This window comes from Stenotrophomonas sp. ATCM1_4 (assembly GCF_004348115.1).
GTDB classification, from domain to species: Bacteria; Pseudomonadota; Gammaproteobacteria; order Xanthomonadales; family Xanthomonadaceae; genus Stenotrophomonas; species Stenotrophomonas capsici.
The window spans coordinates 2,655,612-2,677,055 of the sequence record NZ_QPFB01000001.1 but is presented as its reverse complement, the minus strand read 5'-3'; the positions used below and the strand labels follow the sequence as shown (position 1 = coordinate 2,677,055).

General features: G+C 67.4%; 21 protein-coding genes and 1 tRNA gene. 13 read left to right on the top strand and 9 right to left on the bottom strand.

The window, feature by feature from the left end; genetic code table 11:
* Positions 1 to 273 precede the first annotated feature (273 nt).
* Entirely contained in the window at positions 274 to 591 is a 318-nt protein-coding gene (gene sugE, locus ATCM_RS12320) for a quaternary ammonium compound efflux SMR transporter SugE (RefSeq protein WP_132864811.1), read from the top strand.
* Positions 592 to 597: 6 nt separating this feature from the next.
* Here sugE and ATCM_RS12315 read toward each other — a convergent pair whose 3' ends face one another.
* The 4 genes from ATCM_RS12315 to ATCM_RS12300 form a co-directional block, all read right to left on the bottom strand.
* Positions 598 to 1,089: a GNAT family N-acetyltransferase gene (locus ATCM_RS12315; RefSeq protein ID WP_132864810.1), complete on the bottom strand. Its 492-nt coding sequence runs from the start codon at positions 1,087 to 1,089 to the stop codon at positions 598 to 600.
* On the bottom strand, positions 1,086 to 3,449 hold the full coding sequence (locus tag ATCM_RS12310; protein ID WP_132864809.1) for a GH92 family glycosyl hydrolase: 2,364 nt from the start codon (positions 3,447 to 3,449) through the stop codon (positions 1,086 to 1,088). The genes ATCM_RS12315 and ATCM_RS12310 overlap by 4 nt, the downstream gene beginning before the upstream one ends.
* A 71-nt stretch (positions 3,450 to 3,520) precedes the next feature.
* Positions 3,521 to 4,477, bottom strand: a complete 957-nt coding sequence (locus ATCM_RS12305; protein WP_132864808.1) for a hypothetical protein — start codon at positions 4,475 to 4,477, stop codon at positions 3,521 to 3,523.
* A gap of 309 nt (positions 4,478 to 4,786) precedes the next feature.
* Positions 4,787 to 4,879 (bottom strand) — tRNA-Ser (locus ATCM_RS12300).
* A gap of 139 nt (positions 4,880 to 5,018) precedes the next feature.
* Between ATCM_RS12300 and dnaX the strand changes: the two genes are divergently transcribed.
* From dnaX to ATCM_RS12275, 5 genes are all read left to right on the top strand, one after another.
* Positions 5,019 to 6,968, top strand: coding sequence for a DNA polymerase III subunit gamma/tau (gene dnaX / locus ATCM_RS12295; protein ID WP_132864807.1), 1,950 nt, complete (start codon positions 5,019 to 5,021; stop codon positions 6,966 to 6,968).
* Between the two features lie 5 nt (positions 6,969 to 6,973).
* Complete coding sequence (locus ATCM_RS12290; RefSeq protein ID WP_132864806.1) at positions 6,974 to 7,294, top strand: YbaB/EbfC family nucleoid-associated protein; 321 nt, start codon at positions 6,974 to 6,976, stop codon at positions 7,292 to 7,294.
* Between the two features lie 91 nt (positions 7,295 to 7,385).
* The gene (recR, locus tag ATCM_RS12285) at positions 7,386 to 7,985 is read left to right on the top strand and encodes a recombination mediator RecR (protein WP_132864805.1); all 600 of its coding nucleotides are present in this window, start codon (positions 7,386 to 7,388) and stop codon (positions 7,983 to 7,985) included.
* Positions 7,986 to 8,036: 51 nt separating this feature from the next.
* The gene (locus ATCM_RS12280; protein ID WP_132864804.1) at positions 8,037 to 8,387 is read left to right on the top strand and encodes a histidine triad nucleotide-binding protein; all 351 of its coding nucleotides are present in this window, start codon (positions 8,037 to 8,039) and stop codon (positions 8,385 to 8,387) included.
* Positions 8,388 to 8,446: 59 nt separating this feature from the next.
* A complete protein-coding gene (locus tag ATCM_RS12275; RefSeq protein ID WP_132864803.1) occupies positions 8,447 to 9,745 on the top strand; it encodes a hypothetical protein in 1,299 nt (432 codons plus the stop codon).
* A 69-nt stretch (positions 9,746 to 9,814) separates the two neighbouring features.
* Here the strand turns inward: ATCM_RS12275 and ATCM_RS12270 are convergent, their stop codons facing one another.
* The 4 genes from ATCM_RS12270 to ATCM_RS12255 are packed head-to-tail and all read right to left on the bottom strand — an operon-like array spanning position 9,815 to position 14,183.
* Positions 9,815 to 10,342, bottom strand: coding sequence for a Slp family lipoprotein (locus ATCM_RS12270; RefSeq protein ID WP_132864802.1), 528 nt, complete (start codon positions 10,340 to 10,342; stop codon positions 9,815 to 9,817).
* The gene (locus ATCM_RS12265; protein WP_243694005.1) at positions 10,339 to 12,303 is read right to left on the bottom strand and encodes a DUF3488 and transglutaminase-like domain-containing protein; all 1,965 of its coding nucleotides are present in this window, start codon (positions 12,301 to 12,303) and stop codon (positions 10,339 to 10,341) included. Before ATCM_RS12265 ends, ATCM_RS12270 begins: the two co-directional genes overlap by 4 nt.
* Positions 12,300 to 13,256 carry a DUF58 domain-containing protein gene (locus tag ATCM_RS12260; protein ID WP_132864801.1) on the bottom strand — a complete coding sequence of 319 codons (957 nt, stop codon included), beginning with the start codon at positions 13,254 to 13,256 and terminating at the stop codon, positions 12,300 to 12,302. Before ATCM_RS12260 ends, ATCM_RS12265 begins: the two co-directional genes overlap by 4 nt.
* Positions 13,257 to 14,183, bottom strand: a complete 927-nt coding sequence (locus ATCM_RS12255) for a MoxR family ATPase (RefSeq protein WP_132864800.1) — start codon at positions 14,181 to 14,183, stop codon at positions 13,257 to 13,259.
* Between the two features lie 65 nt (positions 14,184 to 14,248).
* Here ATCM_RS12255 and ATCM_RS12250 point away from each other — a divergent pair, with 65 nt between their 5' ends.
* On the top strand, positions 14,249 to 16,093 hold the full coding sequence (locus tag ATCM_RS12250) for a glycosyltransferase family 39 protein (RefSeq protein WP_132866155.1): 1,845 nt from the start codon (positions 14,249 to 14,251) through the stop codon (positions 16,091 to 16,093).
* Positions 16,094 to 16,125: 32 nt separating this feature from the next.
* Here the strand turns inward: ATCM_RS12250 and ATCM_RS12245 are convergent, their stop codons facing one another.
* On the bottom strand, positions 16,126 to 16,698 hold the full coding sequence (locus tag ATCM_RS12245) for a Maf family nucleotide pyrophosphatase (RefSeq protein ID WP_132864799.1): 573 nt from the start codon (positions 16,696 to 16,698) through the stop codon (positions 16,126 to 16,128).
* 115 nt (positions 16,699 to 16,813) lie between these two features.
* Here ATCM_RS12245 and ATCM_RS12240 point away from each other — a divergent pair, with 115 nt between their 5' ends.
* The 6 genes from ATCM_RS12240 to fabG all read left to right on the top strand — a co-directional run bounded on the left by ATCM_RS12240 (position 16,814) and on the right by fabG (position 21,383).
* Entirely contained in the window at positions 16,814 to 17,323 is a 510-nt protein-coding gene (locus ATCM_RS12240; RefSeq protein ID WP_132866154.1) for a YceD family protein, read from the top strand.
* A gap of 104 nt (positions 17,324 to 17,427) precedes the next feature.
* The gene (gene rpmF / locus ATCM_RS12235) at positions 17,428 to 17,625 is read left to right on the top strand and encodes a 50S ribosomal protein L32 (RefSeq protein ID WP_132864798.1); all 198 of its coding nucleotides are present in this window, start codon (positions 17,428 to 17,430) and stop codon (positions 17,623 to 17,625) included.
* 88 nt (positions 17,626 to 17,713) lie between these two features.
* Entirely contained in the window at positions 17,714 to 18,679 is a 966-nt protein-coding gene (locus ATCM_RS12230; RefSeq protein WP_132864797.1) for a beta-ketoacyl-ACP synthase III, read from the top strand.
* Positions 18,680 to 18,741: 62 nt separating this feature from the next.
* On the top strand, positions 18,742 to 19,524 hold the full coding sequence (locus ATCM_RS12225) for a serine/threonine protein phosphatase (RefSeq protein ID WP_132864796.1): 783 nt from the start codon (positions 18,742 to 18,744) through the stop codon (positions 19,522 to 19,524).
* 82 nt (positions 19,525 to 19,606) lie between these two features.
* A complete protein-coding gene (fabD, locus tag ATCM_RS12220; RefSeq protein ID WP_132864795.1) occupies positions 19,607 to 20,551 on the top strand; it encodes an ACP S-malonyltransferase in 945 nt (314 codons plus the stop codon).
* An 88-nt stretch (positions 20,552 to 20,639) separates the two neighbouring features.
* A complete protein-coding gene (gene fabG / locus ATCM_RS12215) occupies positions 20,640 to 21,383 on the top strand; it encodes a 3-oxoacyl-ACP reductase FabG (protein WP_132864794.1) in 744 nt (247 codons plus the stop codon).
* Positions 21,384 to 21,444 lie beyond the last annotated feature (61 nt).

Genomic DNA, 21,444 nt, shown 5'->3' with positions numbered 1-21,444 from the left:
TTCGCAATCCAGAAAGTGTTGGGGCGATGGGATCATCAGCCGCCGCAGCTCACGGACCGGACACAAACTGGAGCAGGTCCTGTCGTGCGCGGCGATTGTAGCCCATGCCGGGGCTGCGCGGCCAGATCCGTGTGTAAACCCCGTGTAACCCGTGACCTCGCGTTGACGGCCATTGCCGGCCGGCTTGGCTAGAATGCGCCCCACAACGGAGGACGACCTCCCCCATCGCGGGAACCCATCCAGGACGGCCTGGCCCCTTCAAGGAGCCCTGTCATGGCTTGGATCTATCTGTTGGTCGCGGGTCTGCTGGAAATCGTCTGGGCATTGGCGATGAAGCAGTCCCATGGTTTCACCCGCCTGGTCCCCAGCGTCATCACCCTCGTCGGCATGATCGCCAGCTTCTGGTTGCTGGCCGCGGCCATGCGCACCCTGCCGCTGGGCACGGCGTACACCATCTGGACCGGTATCGGCGCGGTCGGTGCATTCGTCATCGGCATCACCTTCCTGGGCGAGCAGGTCAGCGCGATGCGTATCGGCGCGGCGGTGTTGATCGTCAGCGGCCTGGTGCTGATGAAGTTGTCCAGCAGCTGAGGCGGCTCAGCGCTCGTCCAGCAGCAGGACCATGTCCACGGCGTCCAGACCGGGGCCGTGGCCATTGGCCACGCGGCCGGTCACGCGGAAGCCCAGCCCTGCGTAGAACGCCTCGGTGTGCTGGCTGGTGCTCAGGACCACCTGCCGGACCTGCGGGTGCTGGCGTGCCTGTTGCAGGCGCGCCAGCGCCAACTGCCGGCCCAGCCCTTGCCGCTGCCGTTGGCGCGCGACCATGCCCCAGCAGAAGCCCGCCGTGCCGTCCGGGCTGAGGGTCAGGCCACCGCAGGCCACGATCCGGCCCGCGGCTTCAATCACCAGATAGCCGTGTTCACCCGCCAGCGCGTCCAGGAAGCGCGTGAAGTCGGCACGCTCGCCGGGGGCGAAGTAGTCGGGCGTATTGCCGTCGAACAACGCCAGGCAGGCCGCAGCGTCGGCCGCGCGGTAAGCGCGCACGTCGTGGACAGGCGCGCGGGTGGTGGCGGTGCCGGGTGGGTTCATCGAATCACCGGGCCGGACTGGGAATAGGGCGCGATGGCCGCCGCCGAAGGCCACTGCGTGTTCGGCTCGGCCTGCATGCGGAACTGCAGTTCGCCGCCGGCCAGGATCTCCTCATGGGTCAGGAATACGCGGTCCAATGGCTTGCCGTTGAGGGTGACGCCGCCCACATAGGTGTGCGCGTCATCCAGCCCATCGGCAACGATGCGGAACTGCTTGCCGTTGGGCAGGTTCAGCGTGGCGCGCGGCAGGAACGGACGGCCGAGGATGTACTGGTTGCTGCCCGGCGTGACCGGGTAGAAGCCCAGCGCGGTGAACACGTACCAGGCCGACATCTGGCCCAGGTCGTCATTGCCGGCCAGGCCATCGGGGCGCGCGGCGTACTGGCTGTCCATGATCTGCTTCAGGCGCGCCTGGCTGCGCCACGGCTGGCCGGCGTAGGCGTACAGGTAGGCGACGTGGTGGCTGGGTTCGTTGCCGTGCGCGTACCAGCCGATCAGGCCGGTGATGTCCTCCATGTGCGCGAAGATCGCCGGGTCCACCTTGGCCTCGAACACCGCGTCCAGCCGTTGCAGCAGGCGCTCGCTGCCGCCGTGCGCTGCTGCCAGCCCGGCCACATCCTGCGGCACGTACCACGAGTACTGCCAGGCATTGCCTTCGGTGTAATCGCTGCCGTAGCCGCTGGCACTGGGATCGAACGGCTCGCGGAAGCTGCCGTCGCGCTGGCGTGCACGCATGAAGCCGGTGGCCGGGTCGAAGGCGTGCTTCCAGTTGGCCGCGCGCTGGCTGAACTCGCCGGCCACCGCGTCCTTGCCCATCGCCTGCGCCACCTGCGCGATGCTCCAGTCGTCATAGGCATATTCGAGTGTCTTGCTGGCGGCTTCGCCTTCCTCGTCGATCGGCACGTAGCCCAGCTCGCGGTACTGCGCGATGCCGTCGTATGGGCCGTAGTTGGCGCTGGCGACCATGGCCTGCAGGGCTTCATCGGTGTCGTAGCCGCGGATGCCCTTCATGTAGGCATCGGCGATCACCGGCACCGCGTGGTAGCCGATCATGCACCACGTCTCCAGGCCGTGGAACGACCACACCGGCAGCACGCCGTACGGGCTCTCGCGGCGCGAGGCGAGCAGTGAGTTGACGAAGTCGTTGGTGCGCTGCGGTGGCTGCAGCAACGTCGCCAAGGGATGGAGGGCACGGTAGGTGTCCCACAGCGAGAAGGTCGAGTAGTTCGTCCAACCCTTTGCCTGGTGCACCGCATTGTCCGGCCCGCGGTAGCGGCCATCGCTGTCCATGAACAGCGTCGGGCCGAGCAGGGTGTGGTACAGCGCGGTGTAGAAGCGGGTGCGCTGCGCGGCGTCGCCTTGGGCATCGACCGCGCCCAACGCGGTGCTCCATTGTTGTTTGGCCGCCGCACGCATGCCGTCGAAGTCCCAGCCCGGTGCTTCGGCGTCGAGGTTGGCGATGGCGTTGTCCTCGCTGACCGGCGAGATAGACACCTTGACCAGCAGCGGTGTGCCGGCATTCGGCGCCACGTCGAAAGCGGCGACCAGTTGCCGCCCTTCGATCTGCGCGCGCTGCGCCGGGTTCTTCTCCGCCGGCGGCGGGAAGCCCTTGTAGGCCACGTCCTGCTCGGTGTCATGCATCTGATGGCCGGCAAGCGGCTGCGAAAAACGCAGCGCGAAGTATAGCTGCCGGCCCGGCGCCCAGCCGCGGGTTTCGCGGAAGCCGGTGACCGTGCCATCGGGGCGCACGCGGATGCGCGACCACAGGATCTTGCCCGGGTAGTCATACATGCTGGTGCGCAGGTCCACCAGCACGTGCGCAGGCTGGCCGGCCGGGAAGCTGTAGCGGTGCATGCCCACGCGCGCGCTGGCGGTGAGTTCGGCGCGCACCTTGTAGTCGTCCAGCGTCACTGCGTAGTAACCCGGCTGTGCGGTCTCGCTGTCATGGTTGAAGCGCGAGGTATAGCCGCTGCCCGGCTGATCCGGGTTGCCGCGTTCAAGCCTGAGCGCGCCGGTGGTTGGCATCAGCAGCAGGTCGCCGAGGTCGGAATGGCCGGTGCCGGAGAAATGCGTGTGCGAGAAGCCGACGATGGTGCTGTCGTCGTAACGGTAGCCTGCGGCCCAGCCGTAGCCGTCCTTGCGCGACTGGATGCGGGTATCCGGTGAGAGCTGGACCATGCCGTAAGGCACCGTCGCGCCCGGATAGGTATGGCCTTCGCCACCGGTGCCGATGAACGGGTCGACGGCGGCGTAGGCCGATTGGCCGGCATCAGGAGCTGCGGCCCGGGATAGCGAGGGCGCGGCGGTGAATGCGCCCGCAAGGGTTGCCAGTGCCAACAGGGTTCCGCCGAGCTTCTTCATCCTGCACCTTTTTAGATCGGTCTAAATTCAAAAACTAGCACGCCAAAGTTGGAACGACATCTGGCGGTGCATCACGCAGGGATGCCGTGAACTTTGAGGAGCTCTAGAGCGTTTTCGGACATTTTCGCTACCCAATGCTCCTGCGCAGGCAAGAATCGCGGGGGAACCGGGTTGAGCGCGTGCAGGTTATGAATGACCGCCGCCAGGTGCTCCTTTTTTGGTGTTCCGGGGTCAGTGGTGATCAAGGCTTCTTCCTGTAAATCCAGCGCCATTACTGCTGATACCGGCCTGTAGGTGGCATTGAGGAAGTTGTCCGCGGGGATGAATGCCACTTTTCCATCCAGGCCCTCCTTGTGCAGGCTCGGACGGTGGGAGTGATCCGCGTCGACTATTCTGCCGGTGGCCCTATCCATGTGAAATTGCTGGGCGCCGACCGAGTAAAGGACCTCGCAGGCCGTCGGAATCTGGCTGATGCCATTCAATGTACGGAAACAGTTCTGCAGGAGGTGTTGGTTGATGGCGATCACGTACGGGTCCGAGCTGCCGACGATTCCTTTCCCCAGATAGCCCCCTTGATTTCGGGCTGAACCCGTCAACTTTTCATGCTTTTCTTTGAGTGCGCTCGTATAGCGCAAGGCGATTTCCGTGTGCGGGTAGCTCGATACACCGTTGTCGTCCCCGATGGAGAGCCAATTCGGAGCGATTCCACGTGGTTCAGGCGTTACAAGTTCTATCCATACTGAGATGTCGTCTTTGGTGGCTTTGAAGTCTGGGCCCGTATGGGTGCTTGCAAGGGTGAACCCATGGTCCAGGAGGTGTTTGGCGAGCAGCATTTCTGCCAGGCGCTGTTGGTGTTCACTGTCTCCGCCCGTGGCCAATCTTTGGGAGAAATGCGGGTCAGCCAATCCGAGGTCATGGAACTGATCAAACATGGCGGAGAGTTCCTTGATCAGCTGATCCCGATAATGCGTGCGGGCCGCACGCCACCGGTTTCCGACTCTGAGAAGGAAATCTGTCTTGTGCTGCATGGTGATCCCCAGTCCGGTGGGTCGTCCTATTAGTGCTTGAAGGCGCCGCGCCCGGCAAATTCGGTCGAGTCCGGAGGACTGGAGCACATGCTTTCCCTGGGGCAAAAGAAAAGCCGCCCAGTGGGCGGCTTTTCTTTATTGTCTGGCGGAGAGAGGTGGATGGATTCGGTGCTTCGCACCTCACCCTTCGGGCGGCTGTGCCGTCCCACCGGCTGCGCCGGCGGTCGAACCCGTTGGCGCTCTCCTCTCCCATGCGTTCCGCCCCATAACTGAAAAAGCCGCCCACAAGGGACGGCTTTTTCAGTTATCTGGCGGAGAGAGGGGGATTCGAACCCCCGAAGCGCGGTTTAGACGCTTACACACTTTCCAGGCGTGCTCCTTCAACCACTCGGACACCTCTCCGGATCCTGCCGCTGCAATGCCTCAGCAGGGGCGCAGATTCTATAGGGACTGGCCGCAGGCCACAAGCACCCCCTGGACAGGGTGCTGGCGGACAGGGTGGGCATGGCACAATGGGGCTTCAGATGAAGACGGTTGCCTGATGTCCTATCTCGTCCTTGCCCGCAAGTGGCGTCCGAAGCGTTTTGCCGAGCTGGTGGGCCAGGAACACGTGGTCCGCGCGCTGAGCAATGCGCTCGACAGTGGCCGCGTCCACCACGCCTTCCTGTTCACCGGCACCCGCGGTGTCGGCAAGACCACCATTGCCCGCATCTTCGCCAAGTCGCTGAACTGCGAGCAGGGCACCAGCGCCGACCCGTGCGGCCAGTGCCGGGCCTGCCTGGACATCGACGCCGGCCGCTACATCGACCTGCTGGAAATCGACGCCGCCTCCAATACCGGCGTGGATGACGTGCGCGAGGTGATCGAGAACGCCCAGTACATGCCCTCGCGCGGCAAGTACAAGGTCTACCTGATCGACGAAGTGCACATGCTGTCCAAGGCGGCGTTCAACGCGCTGCTCAAGACGCTGGAAGAGCCGCCGGAGCACGTGAAGTTCCTGCTGGCCACCACCGACCCGCAGAAGCTGCCGGTCACCGTGCTCAGCCGCTGCCTGCAGTTCAACCTCAAGCGCCTGGACGAGGAGCAGATCCGCGGCCAGATGACCCGCATCCTCACCGCCGAGGAGATCGCGTTCGACGACAGCGCCCTGGTGCAGCTGGCGCGCGCAGCCGATGGCTCGCTGCGCGATGGCCTGTCGCTGCTGGACCAGTCCATCGCCTATGCCGGTGGCGCGCTGCGCGATGACGTGGTGCGCGCCATGCTGGGGACGGTCGACCGCACCCAGGTGGCGGCGATGCTGGACGCCCTGGCCGATGGTGATGGCGCGCGGCTGCTGCAGGTGGTCGCGGCGCTGGCTGATTTCTCGCCGGACTGGAGTGGCGTGCTGGACGCGCTGGCCGAGGCGCTGCACCGCATCCAGGTACAGCAGCTGGTCCCGGGCACCGTGGTGCCGGGCGAGGGCGTGGACGCGGTGGCCTTCGGCCAGCGGTTGCGCCCGGAAGTGGTCCAGCTCTGGTACCAGATGGCCTTGGGTGGCCGCCGTGACCTGCACCTGGCGCCCAGCCCGCGTGCCGGTTTTGAAATGACCGTGCTGCGCATGCTGGCGTTCCGCCCGGCCGGCGCGGTACCGGCCGTGCCGGAAGGCTCGGGGCAGGGCGCCGGGGAACAGGCCGGTGCCGCAACGACGGGCAGCGGTGTGACGGCGGCCGCCGTTGCCGCGCCAGTGACTGCGCCGAAGCCGGTTGCTGAGCCAGTGGTAGTTGCTGAGCCCGCGGTGCCGGTGGCACCGCCTGCAGCCGTGGCCGAAGTGGCCGTGGCACCGGTGAAGCCGGTCGCGCCGGTCGTGGCCGCATCCGAGCCGGCGCCGCCGGCCAAGCCGCAGATAGCCGATGACGACCTGCCGCCGTGGGCGGTGGAGGCGGCCGAAGCCGCCGCGCGTGACGAGGCGATGGCGGCGGAAATGGCGATTTCCGAACCGGTCGAGGAAGCGCCGGTACGTCAGGCCGCGCCGGCGGTTCCGGTGGCCCCGATCGCGCCAGCGCGCCCGAGCGGAATCGAGATCGCCCCGGCCGCCAGGCCGGTGGCCACCGGCGGTGGGCGCGCGCTGGACAGCGCCGAACAATGGCTGGACCTGATCGTCGACAGCGGCCTTTCCGGCCCGTCGCGCGAACTGGCCGCCAACGCGGCGTTCGTCAGCTTCCAGAACGGCGTGCTGAAGCTGGCGCTGCTGCCGGGCTTTGAGTACCTGCAGTCCGAGCGCGCGTTGGCGACGCTGGCGCAGGCCTTGTCGCAGGCCTTGGGCAGCACTCCGAAGATCGTGATTGAAACCGGCAACGTCCAGGCCGAGACGTTGCACGAGCGCGCTGATCGCCAGCGCGGTGAGCAGCAAACCGCGGCCGAAGCCGTTTTCATGGCCGACCCCCAGGTGCAGCAGCTGATCCAGCAGGGCGCCCGGGTCGTGGCCGACTCCATCCGTCCCTTCAAAGAGTAAGAACCATGCGCGGCAATATCGCCCAAATGATGCAGCAGGCCCAGAAGATGCAGGAGAACCTGCAGAAGGCCCAGGAAGAAATCGCCAAGCTGGAAGTCACCGGCAGCGCCGGTGGTGGCATGGTCAGCGTGACGCTGACCGGCACCAAGGAGTGCCGCAAGGTGCGCATCGATCCGTCGGTGCTGTCCGACCAGGAGATGGTGGAAGACCTGATCGCCGCCGCCTTCAATGATGCCTCCAACAAGATCGACGCCGAATCGCAGAGCCGCATGGGCTCGGCCACGGCCGGCATGAAGCTGCCGCCGGGCATGAAGCTGCCGTTCTGATGATGCTGGCGCCGGCCGGGCCGGCACCTGCGTTACCCGTGTCGCGAAGCCTCCGGGCTTCGCGCGCTTGTTTTGAAGAGAGCCTGTCGCGATGAGCCTGCCGCTGCTGGAACAACTGATCGAAGCCTTCCGTGTGTTGCCGGGCGTCGGCCAGAAGACGGCCCAGCGCATGGCGTACCACGTGCTGGAGCGCGCACGCGACGGCGGCCAGCGCTTGTCCGAGGTTCTGGCCGAGGCCATCGAGAAGATCGGCCACTGCGAGCAGTGCCGGGATTTCAGCGAAACCCCGGTGTGTGCGGTCTGCGCCAGCAGCAGCCGCGAGCGGCAGACGCTGTGCGTGGTCGAATCACCGGCCGACCGGCTGGCGATCGAGCACGCCACCAGCTACCGCGGCGTGTACTACGTGCTGCAGGGGCGGCTGTCGCCGCTGGACGGCATCGGCCCGCGCGAGCTGGGGCTGGACAAGCTCGAAGCCCGGTTGGCGCAAGGTGAGGTCACCGAGCTGATCATCGCCACCAATTCCACCGTCGAAGGCGAGGCCACCGCGCACTACCTGGCGCAGCTGGCGCGCCGCAACAAGGTACGGCCCAGCCGCCTGGCACAGGGCCTGCCGCTAGGTGGCGAACTGGAGTACGTGGACCGCGGCACCTTGTCGCATGCCTTCGGCAGTCGCAGCGAAATCAGCGAATAAGCCACGGTGGGGCGGTAAGCTGTAGGCCGTTCAACGCCAGTGAGCCGTCGCATGACCGATACGATTTTCGGCAAGATCATCCGCCGCGAGATTCCCGCCAACATCGTCTATGAAGATGACGAGGTGCTGGGCTTCAAGGACATCGCCCCGCAGGCGCCGGTGCATGTCCTGTTCATTCCCAAGAACGACGTCATCCCGACCCTGGACGACCTGCAGCCCTCGCAGGCGCACCTGGTGGGCAAGCTGGCCCTGGCTGCTGCCGAGTACGCGCGCAGGGAAGGCTTTGCGCAGAACGGCTACCGCATCGTCATGAACTGCCGCGAAGATGCCGGCCAGACGGTGTTCCACATCCACCTGCATCTGCTGGCCGGCGCGCCGCTGGGGCATTTCGGCGCGGCGTGAGCCGACATCGGTGGGTTTGACGACGCGCGGAACACGGTTCCGCCATGAGGGGGTGTTCGGTGGCTGGAGGCATCTGCAGGCGCATTGGCCTGCTGTTCGTGTTGTTCCCGTCGGCAGCATTCGCACAGGGCTTGCCGGAGGCATCCGTCGCCAGCGCGGCCTTCCAGCGCATGCAGCAGCTGTGTACGGCCGATGATGGCAAGACCTGGGGCGTGAGCCTGTGCGGGCCAGTGCTGTTGGCCGATCCGGCCAGCCGCCAGTTCATTGCCAACATGGACGGCGTGGATGCCGCGCTGGAGCGCGAGGGCGCACTCTTCCGTGGCCGCTTGCCCGACAAGGTGCCGGTGGCCAACACCGCGGTGGATTGGAATGGGCGTACCTGGACGATGTTGATGCTGCCGCTGCCGGAAGATCCGGTGGCGCAGTCCATCATCTTCATGCACGAGGCCTGGCACCGCATCCAGGCGCAGATCGGCCTGCGCGCCACCCATGCCGACCAGGACCAGCTGGAGACGGCGCAGGGGCGTACGGCCCTGCGGCTGGAGCTGCGTGCGCTGCGTGCGGCGATGGAGGCAACGGACGCGGCGCAGCGGCAACGGGCCAGCCGTGATGCCTTGACCTTCCGGGGCTGGCGGCAGGCGCGTTTCCCGGAGGCGCGCGCTGCCGAGGATGCGATGGAGCGCCATGAGGGCATCGCCGAGTACACCGGCCGCATCCTCGCGCAGGATGCGGCGCGGGAAGCGCACCTTGCCGAACACCTGCGCCGCGGCGACGGAGTGACCGCCTATGCCCGTTCCTTCGCCTACTACACCGGGCCTGCCTACGGTGTCCTGCTGGACCGGGCCGCGCCGGACTGGCGCACCCGTTGGAACCGGAAGGACGGATTGCCACAGCTGCTTGCGGTCGGCCTGGGGGTACCCATCGACGTCGATGAGGCCGCGTTCCGGCGTGCTGGCGCGCGCCATGGCCTGGCCGAGGTCGAGGCCGAGGAGGCCGCCCGTGCCAGGCAGCAGGCCGAGGTGGTGGCGGCCCTGCGTGCGCGGCTGGTCGATGGCCCGGTGCTGGGCGTACCGGTGAACGGTGCCAGCTTCGGTTTCGATCCGAACCGGGTGACGCCGCTGCCACCGCAGGGTGCGGTGTACGGGGTGATCCGCGCGGCAGCCGAATGGGGCGTGCTGGAGGTGCGTGGTGATGGGCTGTTGTCCAGCGACTGGAAGCGGCTGTCGGTGGCCCATGCCGGGGCACGGCAAACGGCCGAGGGCTGGGCGGGCGAGGGATGGGAGCTCGCCCTCAAGCCTGGCTGGGTGCTGCGGCCTGATGCCCGCGAGGGCGACTGGACGATCCGCCGGCAGGAGTGAGTTCTCCTGCCGCCACGAAAAACGCCGCCCGGAGGCGGCGTTTCCTGTTTGCCGTGAGCGCTGGGCGTCTTACCACCAGCCGCCGCGCCAACCCCAGCCCCAGCCGGGCCCCCAACCCGGGCCCCACGGGCCGTACGGGTAGGCAGGCACCACTTCCACTTCACGCTGCACCGGCCACAGGTAGACCACGTCGGCGTTGATCTTCGGCAGTGGGTAGTCGTACTCGCCGATCTTGGTGGTCTGGTAGCCATCGATGCGGCCGATGAAGGTCACGTCGCGGCCCGGCTCGAATACCGCCGGGTCGTAGAAGCCGGCGCGGCAGGCGATGAAGCGGCCGTCGCTGGCGTCGGAGGAGGTGCTGCTCGGGCGACCGGTACCGGTGAGCGGACGGGCGATCATCTGGAAGCAGGTCTCACCCTGGCTCGGCAGGGTTTCAATGATGCGACCACCCCAGCGCACCGGCGTACCGGTCTGCTTCTGCGCCACCGAATCACGCGGGGAAACCGTGCTGAACTGCCCCTGCAGCGGCTTGGGAGCGGTGGCACAGGCGGCCAGCGTGAGGCTGGCGGCGACAATCAGGGCAATGCGGGTGTTCATGGTGATGCTCCGGGTTTCGGGCGGTGCCTGCGCAGGTCCCGCAATAATGAAACGTGGTCGGACAGGACGCCAGCGTAGCGTGCGTCGGCGAAACGTTTGCTGAGTGCCATCAGACCGCTGCCGGGGTAGCGGAGTTCCACCCGGCGCGCCCAGTCGCCGGCCGGCTCGTGGGGCTCGCGGGCCAGGCCGAGGCGGGCATAGTGGCGGCCCAGCCGGTGCCAGGCGCGCAGCAGCGGGTCGCGCTGGCGCTCGCCGCGTGCCAGCAGCCAGGCCATGGCCCCCACCGCGATCACGGCGAAGCCGGCGAACAGCGCGACCAATTGCGAGGGCGACAGCTCTCCGACGCCGAAGGGGCTGAGCAGGCGTTGCTGGCGCTTGGCATCGAAGGAGAGGAAGGCGGTGTTCCAGCCACGGCGCATCCAGTCACCGAACTGCACGATGCTGTCCCAGCGGCCGGCCAGGTCCAGCCCACCGGCGGCGGTGCCGCCCTGCTGGGCAAGCCGGTCTTCCAGGGTGTCATAGATGCGCTCCGGGGCGACCGCTGCGGTGGGGTCCACCCGTACCCAGCCGCGTTCGGGCAGCCACACTTCGGCCCAGGCATGGGCATCCATCCGCCGGACCACCCAGTAGTCGCCGAAGCGGTTGCGCACGCCGCCCGCGTAGCCGGTGACCACGCGGGCCGGGATGCCGGCACCGCGCATCAGCACGACGAATGCGGAGCTGAAGTGCTCGCAGAAGCCTTGCTTCTGGTCGAACAGGAACTCGTCGGCACCGTGGCGACCGGGCAGGGGCGTGGACAGCGTGTAGGCGAACTCGCGGTGGATCCAGTCCAGGCTGCGTTGGACGATGGCCGCGTCGTCCGTGCCGGCCTCGCTGCGCCACTTCCGGGCCAGGGCAAGGGTGCGCGGATTGAAGCCATCGGGGAGCTGCAGGGCCTGTTGACGGAGTGCAGGGGGCAGCTCCGGCTGGAATCGTTGCGGCGCGGCCGACTGCATCCGCCAACGTGTCAACGCGGTCAATGGCTGTGGCCTGAGCAGGGAGTAGTCGGCATCGAGGAACGTGCCAGATGGGTTGTTCAGCGGCAGGTCCAGTGAGACCAGCTGGCGATCGTCGGTGGGTTCGTACTCGATCTGGTAGTCCCATTGGGCCGCGCCTGGTTCGAAGGGGGGGCGCGGCGTGGTGCGCTGGTAGTCCAGCCGGGTCCAGCGCCGGCCGTCGAAACGGGTCAGCACCGGGCCGCGCCAGTAACGCTGGTTCTGCGCTGGCGGCGGGCCAAAGAACTGCACGCGCAGCGCGGGGCTGTCGTCCACCATCAGGTCCAGCCATTGGCCGGCCTGCATGCTGTCGGACAGGCCGGGCCGCCCGATGGCCCGTTCCGGGATCCCCCACAGTGGACTTCCCAGGCGCGGCACCAGCCAGAACGCAGCCATGGCCAAGGGCAAGGCCAGCAGCATCAGGCGTCCGACGGTGCGCAGTTGCAGGCCGACAGCCAGTGGCCGGATGCCGGCGTCCTCGTCGGCGATCCGCTGGAGTGCGAGCAGCGCGCAGATCACCGCCGCGGCGGCCAGCAGCAGGGTGGTTGGACCCTGGTCGAGCAGGAACGCGGCAAAGGGCGCGAACAGGGCGAAGCCAATCAGGCTGCGCGCATCGCGCAGGCTGCGTAGTTCGCTGGACTTGATCGCCAGCATCGCCGCCAGCAATGCACAGCCGGTGTCGCGTCCGGGATGGGCTCCCATCTGCCAGTAGATGGCGGCCAACATGACGGCGACGAGCAGCAGCCGCAGTGGCATCGACGGCACCTTCCGCCAGGAAAGCAGTGCGACCAGCATGGCGGCCGCGGCGATCACGCCTGCCAGCACGCCAGGCAACTGCAGCAGCAGTGGCAACAGGGCCAGGGCGGTGGTCAGCATCGCCCCGCTGCGTGCGGTGTTGCTGGCGTCAGGAGCGTTGTCGCGCTTCATGCGGGCGGTAGCAGGGCAAGGGCGCGCAGGCACAGGTGGCGATGGGCATCGCCGCTGGCCGGGCCGATCGGTGGGGTGCCGGGCAGGCGCAACTGGTAACGGCGGCCCTCGCGTTCGGCATCGTCCACCCAGCGTGCGAGGCGGGAGATGCGGCGCTCATGGGGCAGTGCGTGCAGCTGTTGCCAGTCCAGTACCAGTTCGGTGCCGGCCGGGCGCTCGTACTCGCGCACCAGCAGCGTGTCGCGGCGTGCGGAGTGTTTCCAGGCGATGGTCCGGCGTGCATCACCGGCACGATAGGGCCGCAACTGCTGCAGTTCGTCGCCTAGCGGATGCACCCGGGTACGCGTGGAATGGTTGCCGGTATCGGGCAGGGGCGGCGGGTTGGCTTCGGGCGTGGGATAGACCAGCAGCGGTGCTTCGGGCCAGAACCAGCTCCACGCACGTACCAGGCCAAGCGGTTGGGTGGTGGAGACGCGGATGCGCGACAGGTCCATCCAGCCGCGCGCGGTGGTGGGCAGCCACAGGTCGGCCTCGGCCTGGCTGTCCTGGGCCAGGCTGGCGTTGCCGTGGACCTGTTCGTGGTCGAGCTGCAGCGCACGTCGGCTGCGGCTGTCGCTGCGTGACAGCGCGAGCCGCAACTGGATGGGGGTGCCGGCCGCCACCGGCTCGGCGGACATCGCCTCCAGACGGAGGCCGGACAACTGCAAGTGGGCGTACACGGCACTGGCCATGGCGGTGGTGGCCAGCACCAGGGCCAGCAGCAGTGCCGGGTTGTTGTTGTAGTTCAGTGCGCCCAGCAGCATCACGGCCAGCAGCGCGGCCAGGAACAATCCGAAGCGGGTCGGCAGCACGTAGATGCGGCGCCGGTCCAGTTGCGCCGGCAGCGCTTCGGGGTGGCGTGGGCGCGCCAGCCATTGCAGTGACTGCAGGCGCTGCCGCAGACGGTCGATCATTCAATCGACCTTGACGCTGTGCAGGATGGCGCGTGCCAGGGTCGGGCCGGACGAGGACTCGGCCTCGGCGACCAGCCGGTGCCCGGCCACGGCAATGAACAAGGCCTGCACATCCTCGGGCACCACATGCCCGCGGCCCAGCAGCAACGCATGCGCCTTGGCCGCGCGCAACAACGCGATGCCGGCGCGCGGCGACAGGCCGACCTTCACCCCTGGATGCTGGCGACTGCGGGTCAGCAGCGCCTGCACGTAGTCGATCAGTGCGTCGCTGGCGTGTACCTGTTCCACCGCCTCGCGCAGTTGCAGGATGTCCTGGTCGGACAGGCGGGGCGTGGTACGCGCGATCAGGTCACGGCGGTTGCCGCCACTGAGCAGCGCGCGTTCGGCCTGGGCATTCGGGTAGCCCAGGGTCAGGCGCAGCAGGAAGCGGTCCAGCTGCGAGTCGGGCAGCGGGAAGGTGCCGGACAGGTCCACCGGGTTCTGCGTGGCGATCACGAAGAAGGGATCCGGCAATGCATGCGTGACGCCGTCCAGGGTGACCTGCTGCTCGGCCATCGCTTCGAGCAGCGCGCTCTGGGTGCGCGGCGGCGCGCGATTGATCTCATCGGCCAGCAGGACGTTGCAGAACACCGGCCCCGGATGGAACTGGAAGCTGCGGCTCTGCGCGTCGTAGACCGAGATGCCCAGCACGTCGGCCGGTAGCAGGTCCGAGGTGAACTGCACGCGCTGGAACTGCAGGCCGAGCGTGGAGGCCATGGCGTGGGCCAGCGTGGTCTTGCCGAGCCCGGGCAGATCCTCGATCAGCAGATGTCCCCCGGACAACAGGGCGACAAACGCCAGCCGCACTTCCTGCGCCTTGCCCAGCAGCAGGGCGTTGACCTGTTCCTGCGCCTTGTGCAGGGAGGGCAGCGTGACATCGGTTAGCATTCCGGGTGTGGCCAGACTCATGGTCATCTCTCGATTCTTGCAACTTTGAGGAAGTGTAAGTGCCTATCAGGGGGGAGCGCCGCGCCTACATCATGTTCCTGACGTTGTGGGTGTTGGCCACGGCGGTCAAGGTCCTGGTGGCGTCACGGTTGCCGTTGTTCGTCGACGAAGCGTTCTATTGGCAGGAAGGCCAGCATCTTGCGGCGGCCTATTCGGACCTGCCGGGGTTGACGGCCTGGCTGACGCGACTGGGCGTGGAAGTGGCCGGCGGGCATCGTCTCGGCGTGCGCCTGCCATTCCTGGCGCTGGGTGCATTGCTGCCGTGGATGGTGGCGTGGATCACCGGGCGTTGGTTCGGCGGGCGGATCGGCTGGCAGGCCGGTTGCCTGGCGTTGCTGATGCCGATGTCGGCCACGTTGGGCATCCTGGCGGTGCCGGACGTGCCGATGGCCATCGCGGCATTGCTCTGCCTCGGGGCGGGTGCACGGCTGTTGCGCGGCGTGGATGCCGGCGGTGCGTTGCTGCTCGCGCTGGGCCTGGTGGTGGGGGCCCTGAGCCACTATCGGTTCCTCGGCGTGATCATCGTGGGATTCATTGCCCTGGTGCTGTTGCCGGAAGGGCGGCGTGTATTGCGTGATCCCCGGATCTGGATCGCGCTGGCCACCGGCATCGTGGCATGGCTGCCATTGATGGCGTGGAACCTGGAAAACCAGGACGCTGGCCTGAAGTTCCAGATCATCGAGCGCCACCCCTGGGTGTTCAGCAGCGAGGGTCTGCTGTTCCTGCTGATACAGCCGCTGATGGTCACGCCGGTGCTGTTCGTGGCCATGGTGATGGTGGGCATCAGCGGCGTACGCAAGGCTGCGGGTGGGTTCCATCACGTGCAGTGGCGCTACTTCGCGTTGGTTGGCGCCGCCTCGACGGCGTTGATCTTCCTGCTGGGCTTCTTCACCGATGCCGAGCGGATCAGCTTCCATTGGCCGCTGCCCGGATATCTGGCCCTGCTGGTCGGGGTGCCGATGCTGCTGACGCATTGGCCGAAGGCGTGGCGGCGCACGGTATGGGTGACGGCGGCGATCGGCCTGGTCGTCGCGCTGGGGTATTACCTGGTCGTGTCCATGCCCGGCCTGCGCCAGGAGATGGCGGGCAGCAAGTACTACCCGCGCAATTTCGCCGGCTGGTCACCGCTGGCCGCAGCGGTGCGCGAAGAGTTGCAGCACATGCCGGCTGACACCACGGTCCTGGCCGGCAGTTTCAAGGTGGGTTCCGAGCTGGGGTTCGGCCTGGACGATCCGTCCATCCAGGTGCTGCCGCATCCGCTCAACGATCGTCATGGGCGTACCGCGCAGCTGGCCCTGTGGGGCCTGGTCAGCGATGGTCATCGCGACAACCCGCAATTGCTGGTGCTGGCTCCCAGTGACCAGCGCTACCGCGACCTGCTGGCCCGCTATCACGCGGTCTGCGAACTGGTCGGGCCGTTGCCGCCGCCACGGGTGGTGTCGTTGGATCATGGTTTCCAGCGGTTCCTGCTGTTCCGGTTACCGGCAACCCGCCAGAAGGGGGCGTGCGTCACCCCGGCGATGGCCTGGGTGGATGTGCCGGCGGCCGGTGCGTCGGTCGCGCGCGGTGTGGTCGACGTGCAGGGGTGGGCATTCAAGGACGGTGTCGGGCTGGACCGCGTGGAGCTGCTGGTGGACGGGCACAGTGTCGGTGATGCCGTCTATGGACGGGTCTTCGACATCCGCCAGGCGTGGCCGGGCACGAATGACCCGCACCATCCGGCGGTGGGCTTCGACGCCAGGGTGGATACCCGCGCGCTGGCGCCGGGCCGGCATTGGCTGGGCATGCGCCTGCACGGCAAGGATGGCAGCGTCGAGGAATGGGCCGAACAGCCGTTCGTGGTGGAGTAGGGCGCTCTCCCGGGTGCTTGCGCTGCCGGCGATCAGGGCAGCGCGTAGCCGGCGCGCCGCAGCAACTGTGACAGGGCGATCAGCGGCAGGCCGACCAGTGCGGTCGGGTCGCTGCAATGGATGGCCTCGAACAGGCTGATGCCCAATCCCTCGCACTTGAAGCTGCCGGCGCAGTCCAATGGTTGCTCGGCGTCAACGTAGCGGCGGATTTCCTCGAGGTTCAAGGCACGGAACCGGACCCGGGTGACGTCCATGGCCTGCAGTTGCTCGCGGCCATTGTCCAGGCACAGCGCGGTATGGAAGCACACCTCCTGGCCGGACATGGCGGCCAGTTGCGCGCAGGCGGCGTCGACGGTGCCCGGCTTGCCCAGCGGCGCCCCATTCAGTTCGGCGACCTGGTCCGAGCCGATCACCCAGTGGCCCGGGTGTCCGGCCGCCACGGCCTGCGCCTTGGCCGCCGCCAGACGGGCGGCCAGCGCAGCCGGCGCCTCCCCGGCCCGCGGGGTTTCATCGACCTGGGGGGCGATGGAGCTGAACGGCAGCCGCAGCCGGGACAGCAATTCGGCCCGGTAGCGGGAAGTGGAGGCGAGGATCAGGTCGGTCATGTGGGAAAATGGCGGATCCGGGCGTGGCAGTCTGCTGCGACCAGCCCGTGGTGACAATGATTCCTTGCCGCCGGGTTTGACAGCGGCGGGCCTGGTCCTTAACATTCTGCAGCTTATGTCCGCGAACGTGCCCGAATTGCTGGATGCTTGGCGGATGGTCGCAGCACGCAGGTGCTTCGACGGCCAGGTGCCCTTGTCCGATTTGCCCCGCCTGCAGGGCCTTGTTGCCGATGCCGAAGGGCAGTGCCGTTACGCACTGGAATTTGGGCGCGACGAGGTGTTGAAGGTAGCCTATGTCGAGTTGACCATCGATACCGAGCTGCCGCTGATCTGTCAGCGCAGCATGCAGCGTTTCCTGCTGCCGGTGGCGATCCGCCAGCGACTGGGCCTGATCCGCGACGAGGAAGAGGAATCGGCGCTTCCGCCGGATTACGAAGCGCTGCTGGTGCCGGAAGATGGCAACCTGCAGCCGCTGGAACTGGTCGAGGATGAATTGGTGTTGGCGGTGCCGGTGGTGGCGCTGGCACCGGGGAGCGAGGCGGTCGAACGTGACTGGCCGGCGACCGAAGAAGAACAGGGCAAGGCCAATCCGTTCGCGGCATTGGCGGCGCTGAAGAAACAATAGCGGCCGGTTATCGTCGGCGGCTGCGGCGAAAGCGAGTAGTGCAGGACGCTGGCGTCCCGTGCAATTAAACGACGAAGCAAACGAACCGAGTTTGGAGCAATCCCATGGCTGTGCAGAAATCCCGTGTTACCCCGTCCCGCCGCGGCCAGCGTCGTGCGCACGACGCCCTGAGCGCCAAGCAGCTGTCCACCGACCCGACCACGGGTGAAGTGCACCTGCGCCACCACATCACCGCCGACGGTTTCTACCGTGGCAAGAAGGTGATCACGACCAAGTCGTCCTCGGTCGTCGAAGAAGATTGATTCGTGACTGCCGCCACGTACGCGTGGCGGCGGTTGCACCGATTCTTCCGGGGCCGCCTTCGGGCGGCTTCGCGCAACAGGAAACAGCATGAGCAAGCGGATCTACTCGAGGATCGCGGGCACTGGTAGTTACTTGCCCGAGAAAGTGTTGACCAACGACGATCTGACCAAGATCGTGGACACGACCGATGAGTGGATTCAGTCGCGAACGGGTATCCGTGAGCGACATATCGCTGCCGAAGGCGAAACCACCAGCGATCTCGGCTATCACGCCGCAGTGCGTGCGCTGGAGGCGGCCGGCATCGAGGCTTCGCAGCTGGACATGATCGTCGTGGGGACCACCACGCCGGACATCATTTTCCCGTCCACCGCCTGTCTGATCCAGGCGCGCCTCGGCGCGGCCGGCTCGGCGGCGTTTGACGTCAATGCGGCATGTTCGGGCTTCCTGTTTGCCCTGAGCGTGGCCGATAAATTCATCCGCAGCGGCGACGCCAGGCATGTGCTGGTGATCGGTGCGGAAACCCTGACCCGCATCGTCGACTGGAACGACCGCACCACCTGCGTGTTGTTCGGCGATGGCGCGGGCGCCGTCGTGCTCAAGGCCGACGAAGACACCGGCATTCTCAGCACCCACCTGCATGCCGACGGCAGCAAGAAGGAGCTGCTGTGGAACCCGATCGGCGTGTCGGTCGGCCTGGACAAGCCCGGCAAGATCAACATGAAGGGCAACGACGTGTTCAAGTACGCCGTCAAGGCGCTGGACTCGGTCGTCGATGAAACCCTGCAGGCCAACGGCCTGGACAAGTCCGACCTGGACTGGTTGATCCCGCACCAGGCCAACCTGCGCATCATCGAAGCCACGGCCAGGCGCCTGGACATGTCGATGGACCAGGTGGTGGTGACCGTGGACAAGCATGGCAACACCTCGGCCGGCTCGGTGCCGCTGGCACTGGATGCGGCGATCCGCTCCGGCCGGGTCGAGCGTGGCCAGCTGCTGCTGCTGGAAGCCTTCGGCGGCGGCTTCACCTGGGGTTCGGCGTTGCTGCGTTACTGATCACGGTTTGCATGCCGGCCGCGGCGTGACGCGGCGGCACGGGTGACCCGGGAGGTTGCGTCATGGCAGAAGCCATTCTTATCGAGGGCCAGCGTGCGTGGCTCAAGTACTACGGTGAAGGCAGCCGGGCATTCGCCCTTGGCCTGCTGAACCTTGTCGCCCATCGTTTCGGCATGGACGCGTTGCGGCCGCCGCCGCACCGTGGTGGCGAGCAGGCGCGTGACATCGAGGCGCGCCGCCTGGCCGAGTTGCGCGAGCAGGGGGTGAACGTCCCGGCCGTCATCGGCGAGGGACGGGCGGCCCTGTTGCTGGAGCATACCGGCGACTCCTTCAACCAATGCATGCGCGATGCCGATGATGCCGGTCGCGACCGGCTGGTGAAGGCGGCCATGGCCACCCTTGCCGATGCGCATGCGCGCGGGGCCTACCTGGGCCAGCCGCTACCGCGCAACATGACCTGGGACGGCGAGAACGTCGGTTTCCTCGATTTCGAGGAGGACCCGCTGGAAGTGATGGACCTGCCCACGGCGCAGGCGCGCGACTGGCTGATGTTCGGCTACGGCGTGGCCAAGTACTACGACCACCGCGGCGAGGTCCTGCAGGACCTGCTGATCGAGGCGATGGAGCGGGCGCAGGGGCCGGTGGTCGAGCAGGCCAACGAGGTGACCACGCGGCTGCAGTCACTGGCGCGCCTGTTGAAGCGGGCGGGCCGGTCCGGCCGGGTGCTGGCGCAAGCCATTTTCGCCCTGCACGCGGCCACTTCGCTGGGCCTGGTGCTGCTGACGGTGGTCTGCGTGGACTGGCTGATCGACGGCCAGGTCGACCTGCTGGGCATGCTCGGCTGAGCGCCCTGCATACGCTTCAGTACAGACGAGCGGGCAGGTTCGCGCTTATGATGCCCCGCTTCGAAGTGCAGCAGATGACCGCGTGACTGATTCCCGACTCGCTTTCGTGTTCCCCGGCCAGGGCTCCCAGTCCCTGGGCATGTTGGCCGAACTGGCTGAATTGCACCCGCAGATCCGCGAAACCTTCGCCGAGGCGTCCGATGGCGCCGGCGTGGACCTGTGGGCGTTGTCGCAGGGCGGCCCGGAAGAGCAGCTCAACCGCACCGAGTTCACCCAGCCGGCACTGCTGGCGGCGAGCATCGCGGTGTGGCGCCTGTGGAACGCACAGGGCGGTGCCAAGCCGGCCGTGCTGGCCGGGCACAGTCTGGGTGAATACACCGCGCTGGTCGCTGCCGGTGCCTTGTCGCTGCGTGAAGGCGCGCACCTGGTGCGTCTGCGCGGCCAGCTGATGCAGGACGCGGCCCCGGCCGGCGTCGGCGCCATGGCGGCCGTGCTCGGTGCCGAGGACGCTATGGTGCTGGAGGTCTGCGCCGAAGCGGCGGGCAGCCAGGTCGTGGTGCCGGCCAATTTCAATTCCCCGGGCCAGATCGTCATTGGTGGCGATGCCGACGCGGTCGACCGCACGCTGGCGCTGCTGGCCGAGAAGGGCGTGCGCAAGGCGGTGAAACTGGCCGTCAGCGTGCCCTCGCACACCCCCTTGATGCGCGAAGCCGCCAACCGCCTGGCCGAAGTCATGGCCGGGCTGGACTGGCGCGCGCCGCAGCTGCCGGTGGTGCAGAACGTCGATGCCAAGGTGCATGACGGCGTGGATGCCATCCGCCAGGCGCTGGTGCAGCAGCTGTACCAGCCGGTGCAGTGGACCGGTTGCGTGCAGGCGCTGGCCGCCCGTGGCGTGAGCCGCGTGGCCGAGTGCGGCCCGGGCAAGGTGCTGACCGGCCTGGTCAAGCGTATCGACAAGACCATCGAAGGCCGCTCGCTGGCGACCCCGGCCGATTTCGCCGGTGCGCTGGAAGAGTGGGCCAACTGATCCCATGGGCATGAGGGCGGGCGCAACCTGCGTCCGGCCGTGAACGGCTGCCGCCACCGCGGCGCCGCCTGAAGAAGAGAGAAACCGCATGAGCAAGCCATTGCAGGGTGAAATCGCGCTCGTCACCGGCGCCAGCCGCGGCATCGGTGCCGCCATCGCCGACGAACTGGCCGCCCAGGGCGCCACCGTCATCGGCACCGCCACCACCGAATCCGGCGCCGCCGCCATCGGCGAACGCCTGGCCGCGCAGGGCGGCCACGGCCGCGCCCTGAACGTGACCGAGCCCGGCGCGGTGGACGCGCTGATCGAGGCGGTCAGCAAGGAGTTCGGCGCCATCACCATCCTGGTGAACAACGCCGGCATCACCCGCGACAACCTGCTGATGCGCATGAAGGACGAGGACTGGCAGGCCATCCTCGACACCAACCTGACCAGCGTCTACCGCACCTCCAAGGCGGTGATGCGCGGCATGATGAAGGCGCGCAAGGGCCGCATCATCAACATCGCCTCGGTGATCGGCGTGACCGGCAATGCCGGCCAGGCCAACTACGCCGCGGCCAAGGCCGGCATCATTGCCTTCTCCAAGTCGCTGGCCAAGGAAATCGGCAGCCGTGGCGTGACCGTGAACGTGGTCGCCCCCGGCTTCATCGATACCGACATGACCAAGGACCTGCCCGAGGACGCCAAGGCGGCGATGCTCGGCCAGGTCGCGCTGGGCCGCCTCGGCGAGCCGGCGGACATCGCCAAGGCGGTGGGCTTCCTGGCCGGCCCGTCGGCCAGCTACATCACCGGCGAAACCCTCCACGTCAACGGCGGGCTGTACATGCCGTAAGCGTGTGGTGCAGGGACTGCACCCAAGTGGTTGATCGCCGGGGTTTTTTGCCAGAATGCAT

Coding starts and splice junctions, on each gene's coding strand:
- ATCM_RS12245 (WP_132864799.1), bottom strand. CDS start 16,698: ATGACCGACCTGATCCTCGCCTCCACTTCCCGCTACCGGGCCGAATTG.
- recR (WP_132864805.1), top strand. CDS start 7,386: ATGAGCCTGCCGCTGCTGGAACAACTGATCGAAGCCTTCCGTGTGTTG.
- ATCM_RS12240 (WP_132866154.1), top strand. CDS start 16,814: ATGTCCGCGAACGTGCCCGAATTGCTGGATGCTTGGCGGATGGTCGCA.
- dnaX (WP_132864807.1), top strand. CDS start 5,019: ATGTCCTATCTCGTCCTTGCCCGCAAGTGGCGTCCGAAGCGTTTTGCC.
- ATCM_RS12255 (WP_132864800.1), bottom strand. CDS start 14,183: ATGCTAACCGATGTCACGCTGCCCTCCCTGCACAAGGCGCAGGAACAG.
- ATCM_RS12225 (WP_132864796.1), top strand. CDS start 18,742: ATGGCAGAAGCCATTCTTATCGAGGGCCAGCGTGCGTGGCTCAAGTAC.
- ATCM_RS12315 (WP_132864810.1), bottom strand. CDS start 1,089: ATGAACCCACCCGGCACCGCCACCACCCGCGCGCCTGTCCACGACGTG.
- ATCM_RS12290 (WP_132864806.1), top strand. CDS start 6,974: ATGCGCGGCAATATCGCCCAAATGATGCAGCAGGCCCAGAAGATGCAG.
- sugE (WP_132864811.1), top strand. CDS start 274: ATGGCTTGGATCTATCTGTTGGTCGCGGGTCTGCTGGAAATCGTCTGG.
- ATCM_RS12280 (WP_132864804.1), top strand. CDS start 8,037: ATGACCGATACGATTTTCGGCAAGATCATCCGCCGCGAGATTCCCGCC.
- ATCM_RS12270 (WP_132864802.1), bottom strand. CDS start 10,342: ATGAACACCCGCATTGCCCTGATTGTCGCCGCCAGCCTCACGCTGGCC.
- ATCM_RS12310 (WP_132864809.1), bottom strand. CDS start 3,449: ATGAAGAAGCTCGGCGGAACCCTGTTGGCACTGGCAACCCTTGCGGGC.
- rpmF (WP_132864798.1), top strand. CDS start 17,428: ATGGCTGTGCAGAAATCCCGTGTTACCCCGTCCCGCCGCGGCCAGCGT.
- ATCM_RS12305 (WP_132864808.1), bottom strand. CDS start 4,477: ATGCAGCACAAGACAGATTTCCTTCTCAGAGTCGGAAACCGGTGGCGT.
- ATCM_RS12260 (WP_132864801.1), bottom strand. CDS start 13,256: ATGATCGACCGTCTGCGGCAGCGCCTGCAGTCACTGCAATGGCTGGCG.
- ATCM_RS12230 (WP_132864797.1), top strand. CDS start 17,714: ATGAGCAAGCGGATCTACTCGAGGATCGCGGGCACTGGTAGTTACTTG.
- fabG (WP_132864794.1), top strand. CDS start 20,640: ATGAGCAAGCCATTGCAGGGTGAAATCGCGCTCGTCACCGGCGCCAGC.
- ATCM_RS12265 (WP_243694005.1), bottom strand. CDS start 12,303: ATGAAGCGCGACAACGCTCCTGACGCCAGCAACACCGCACGCAGCGGG.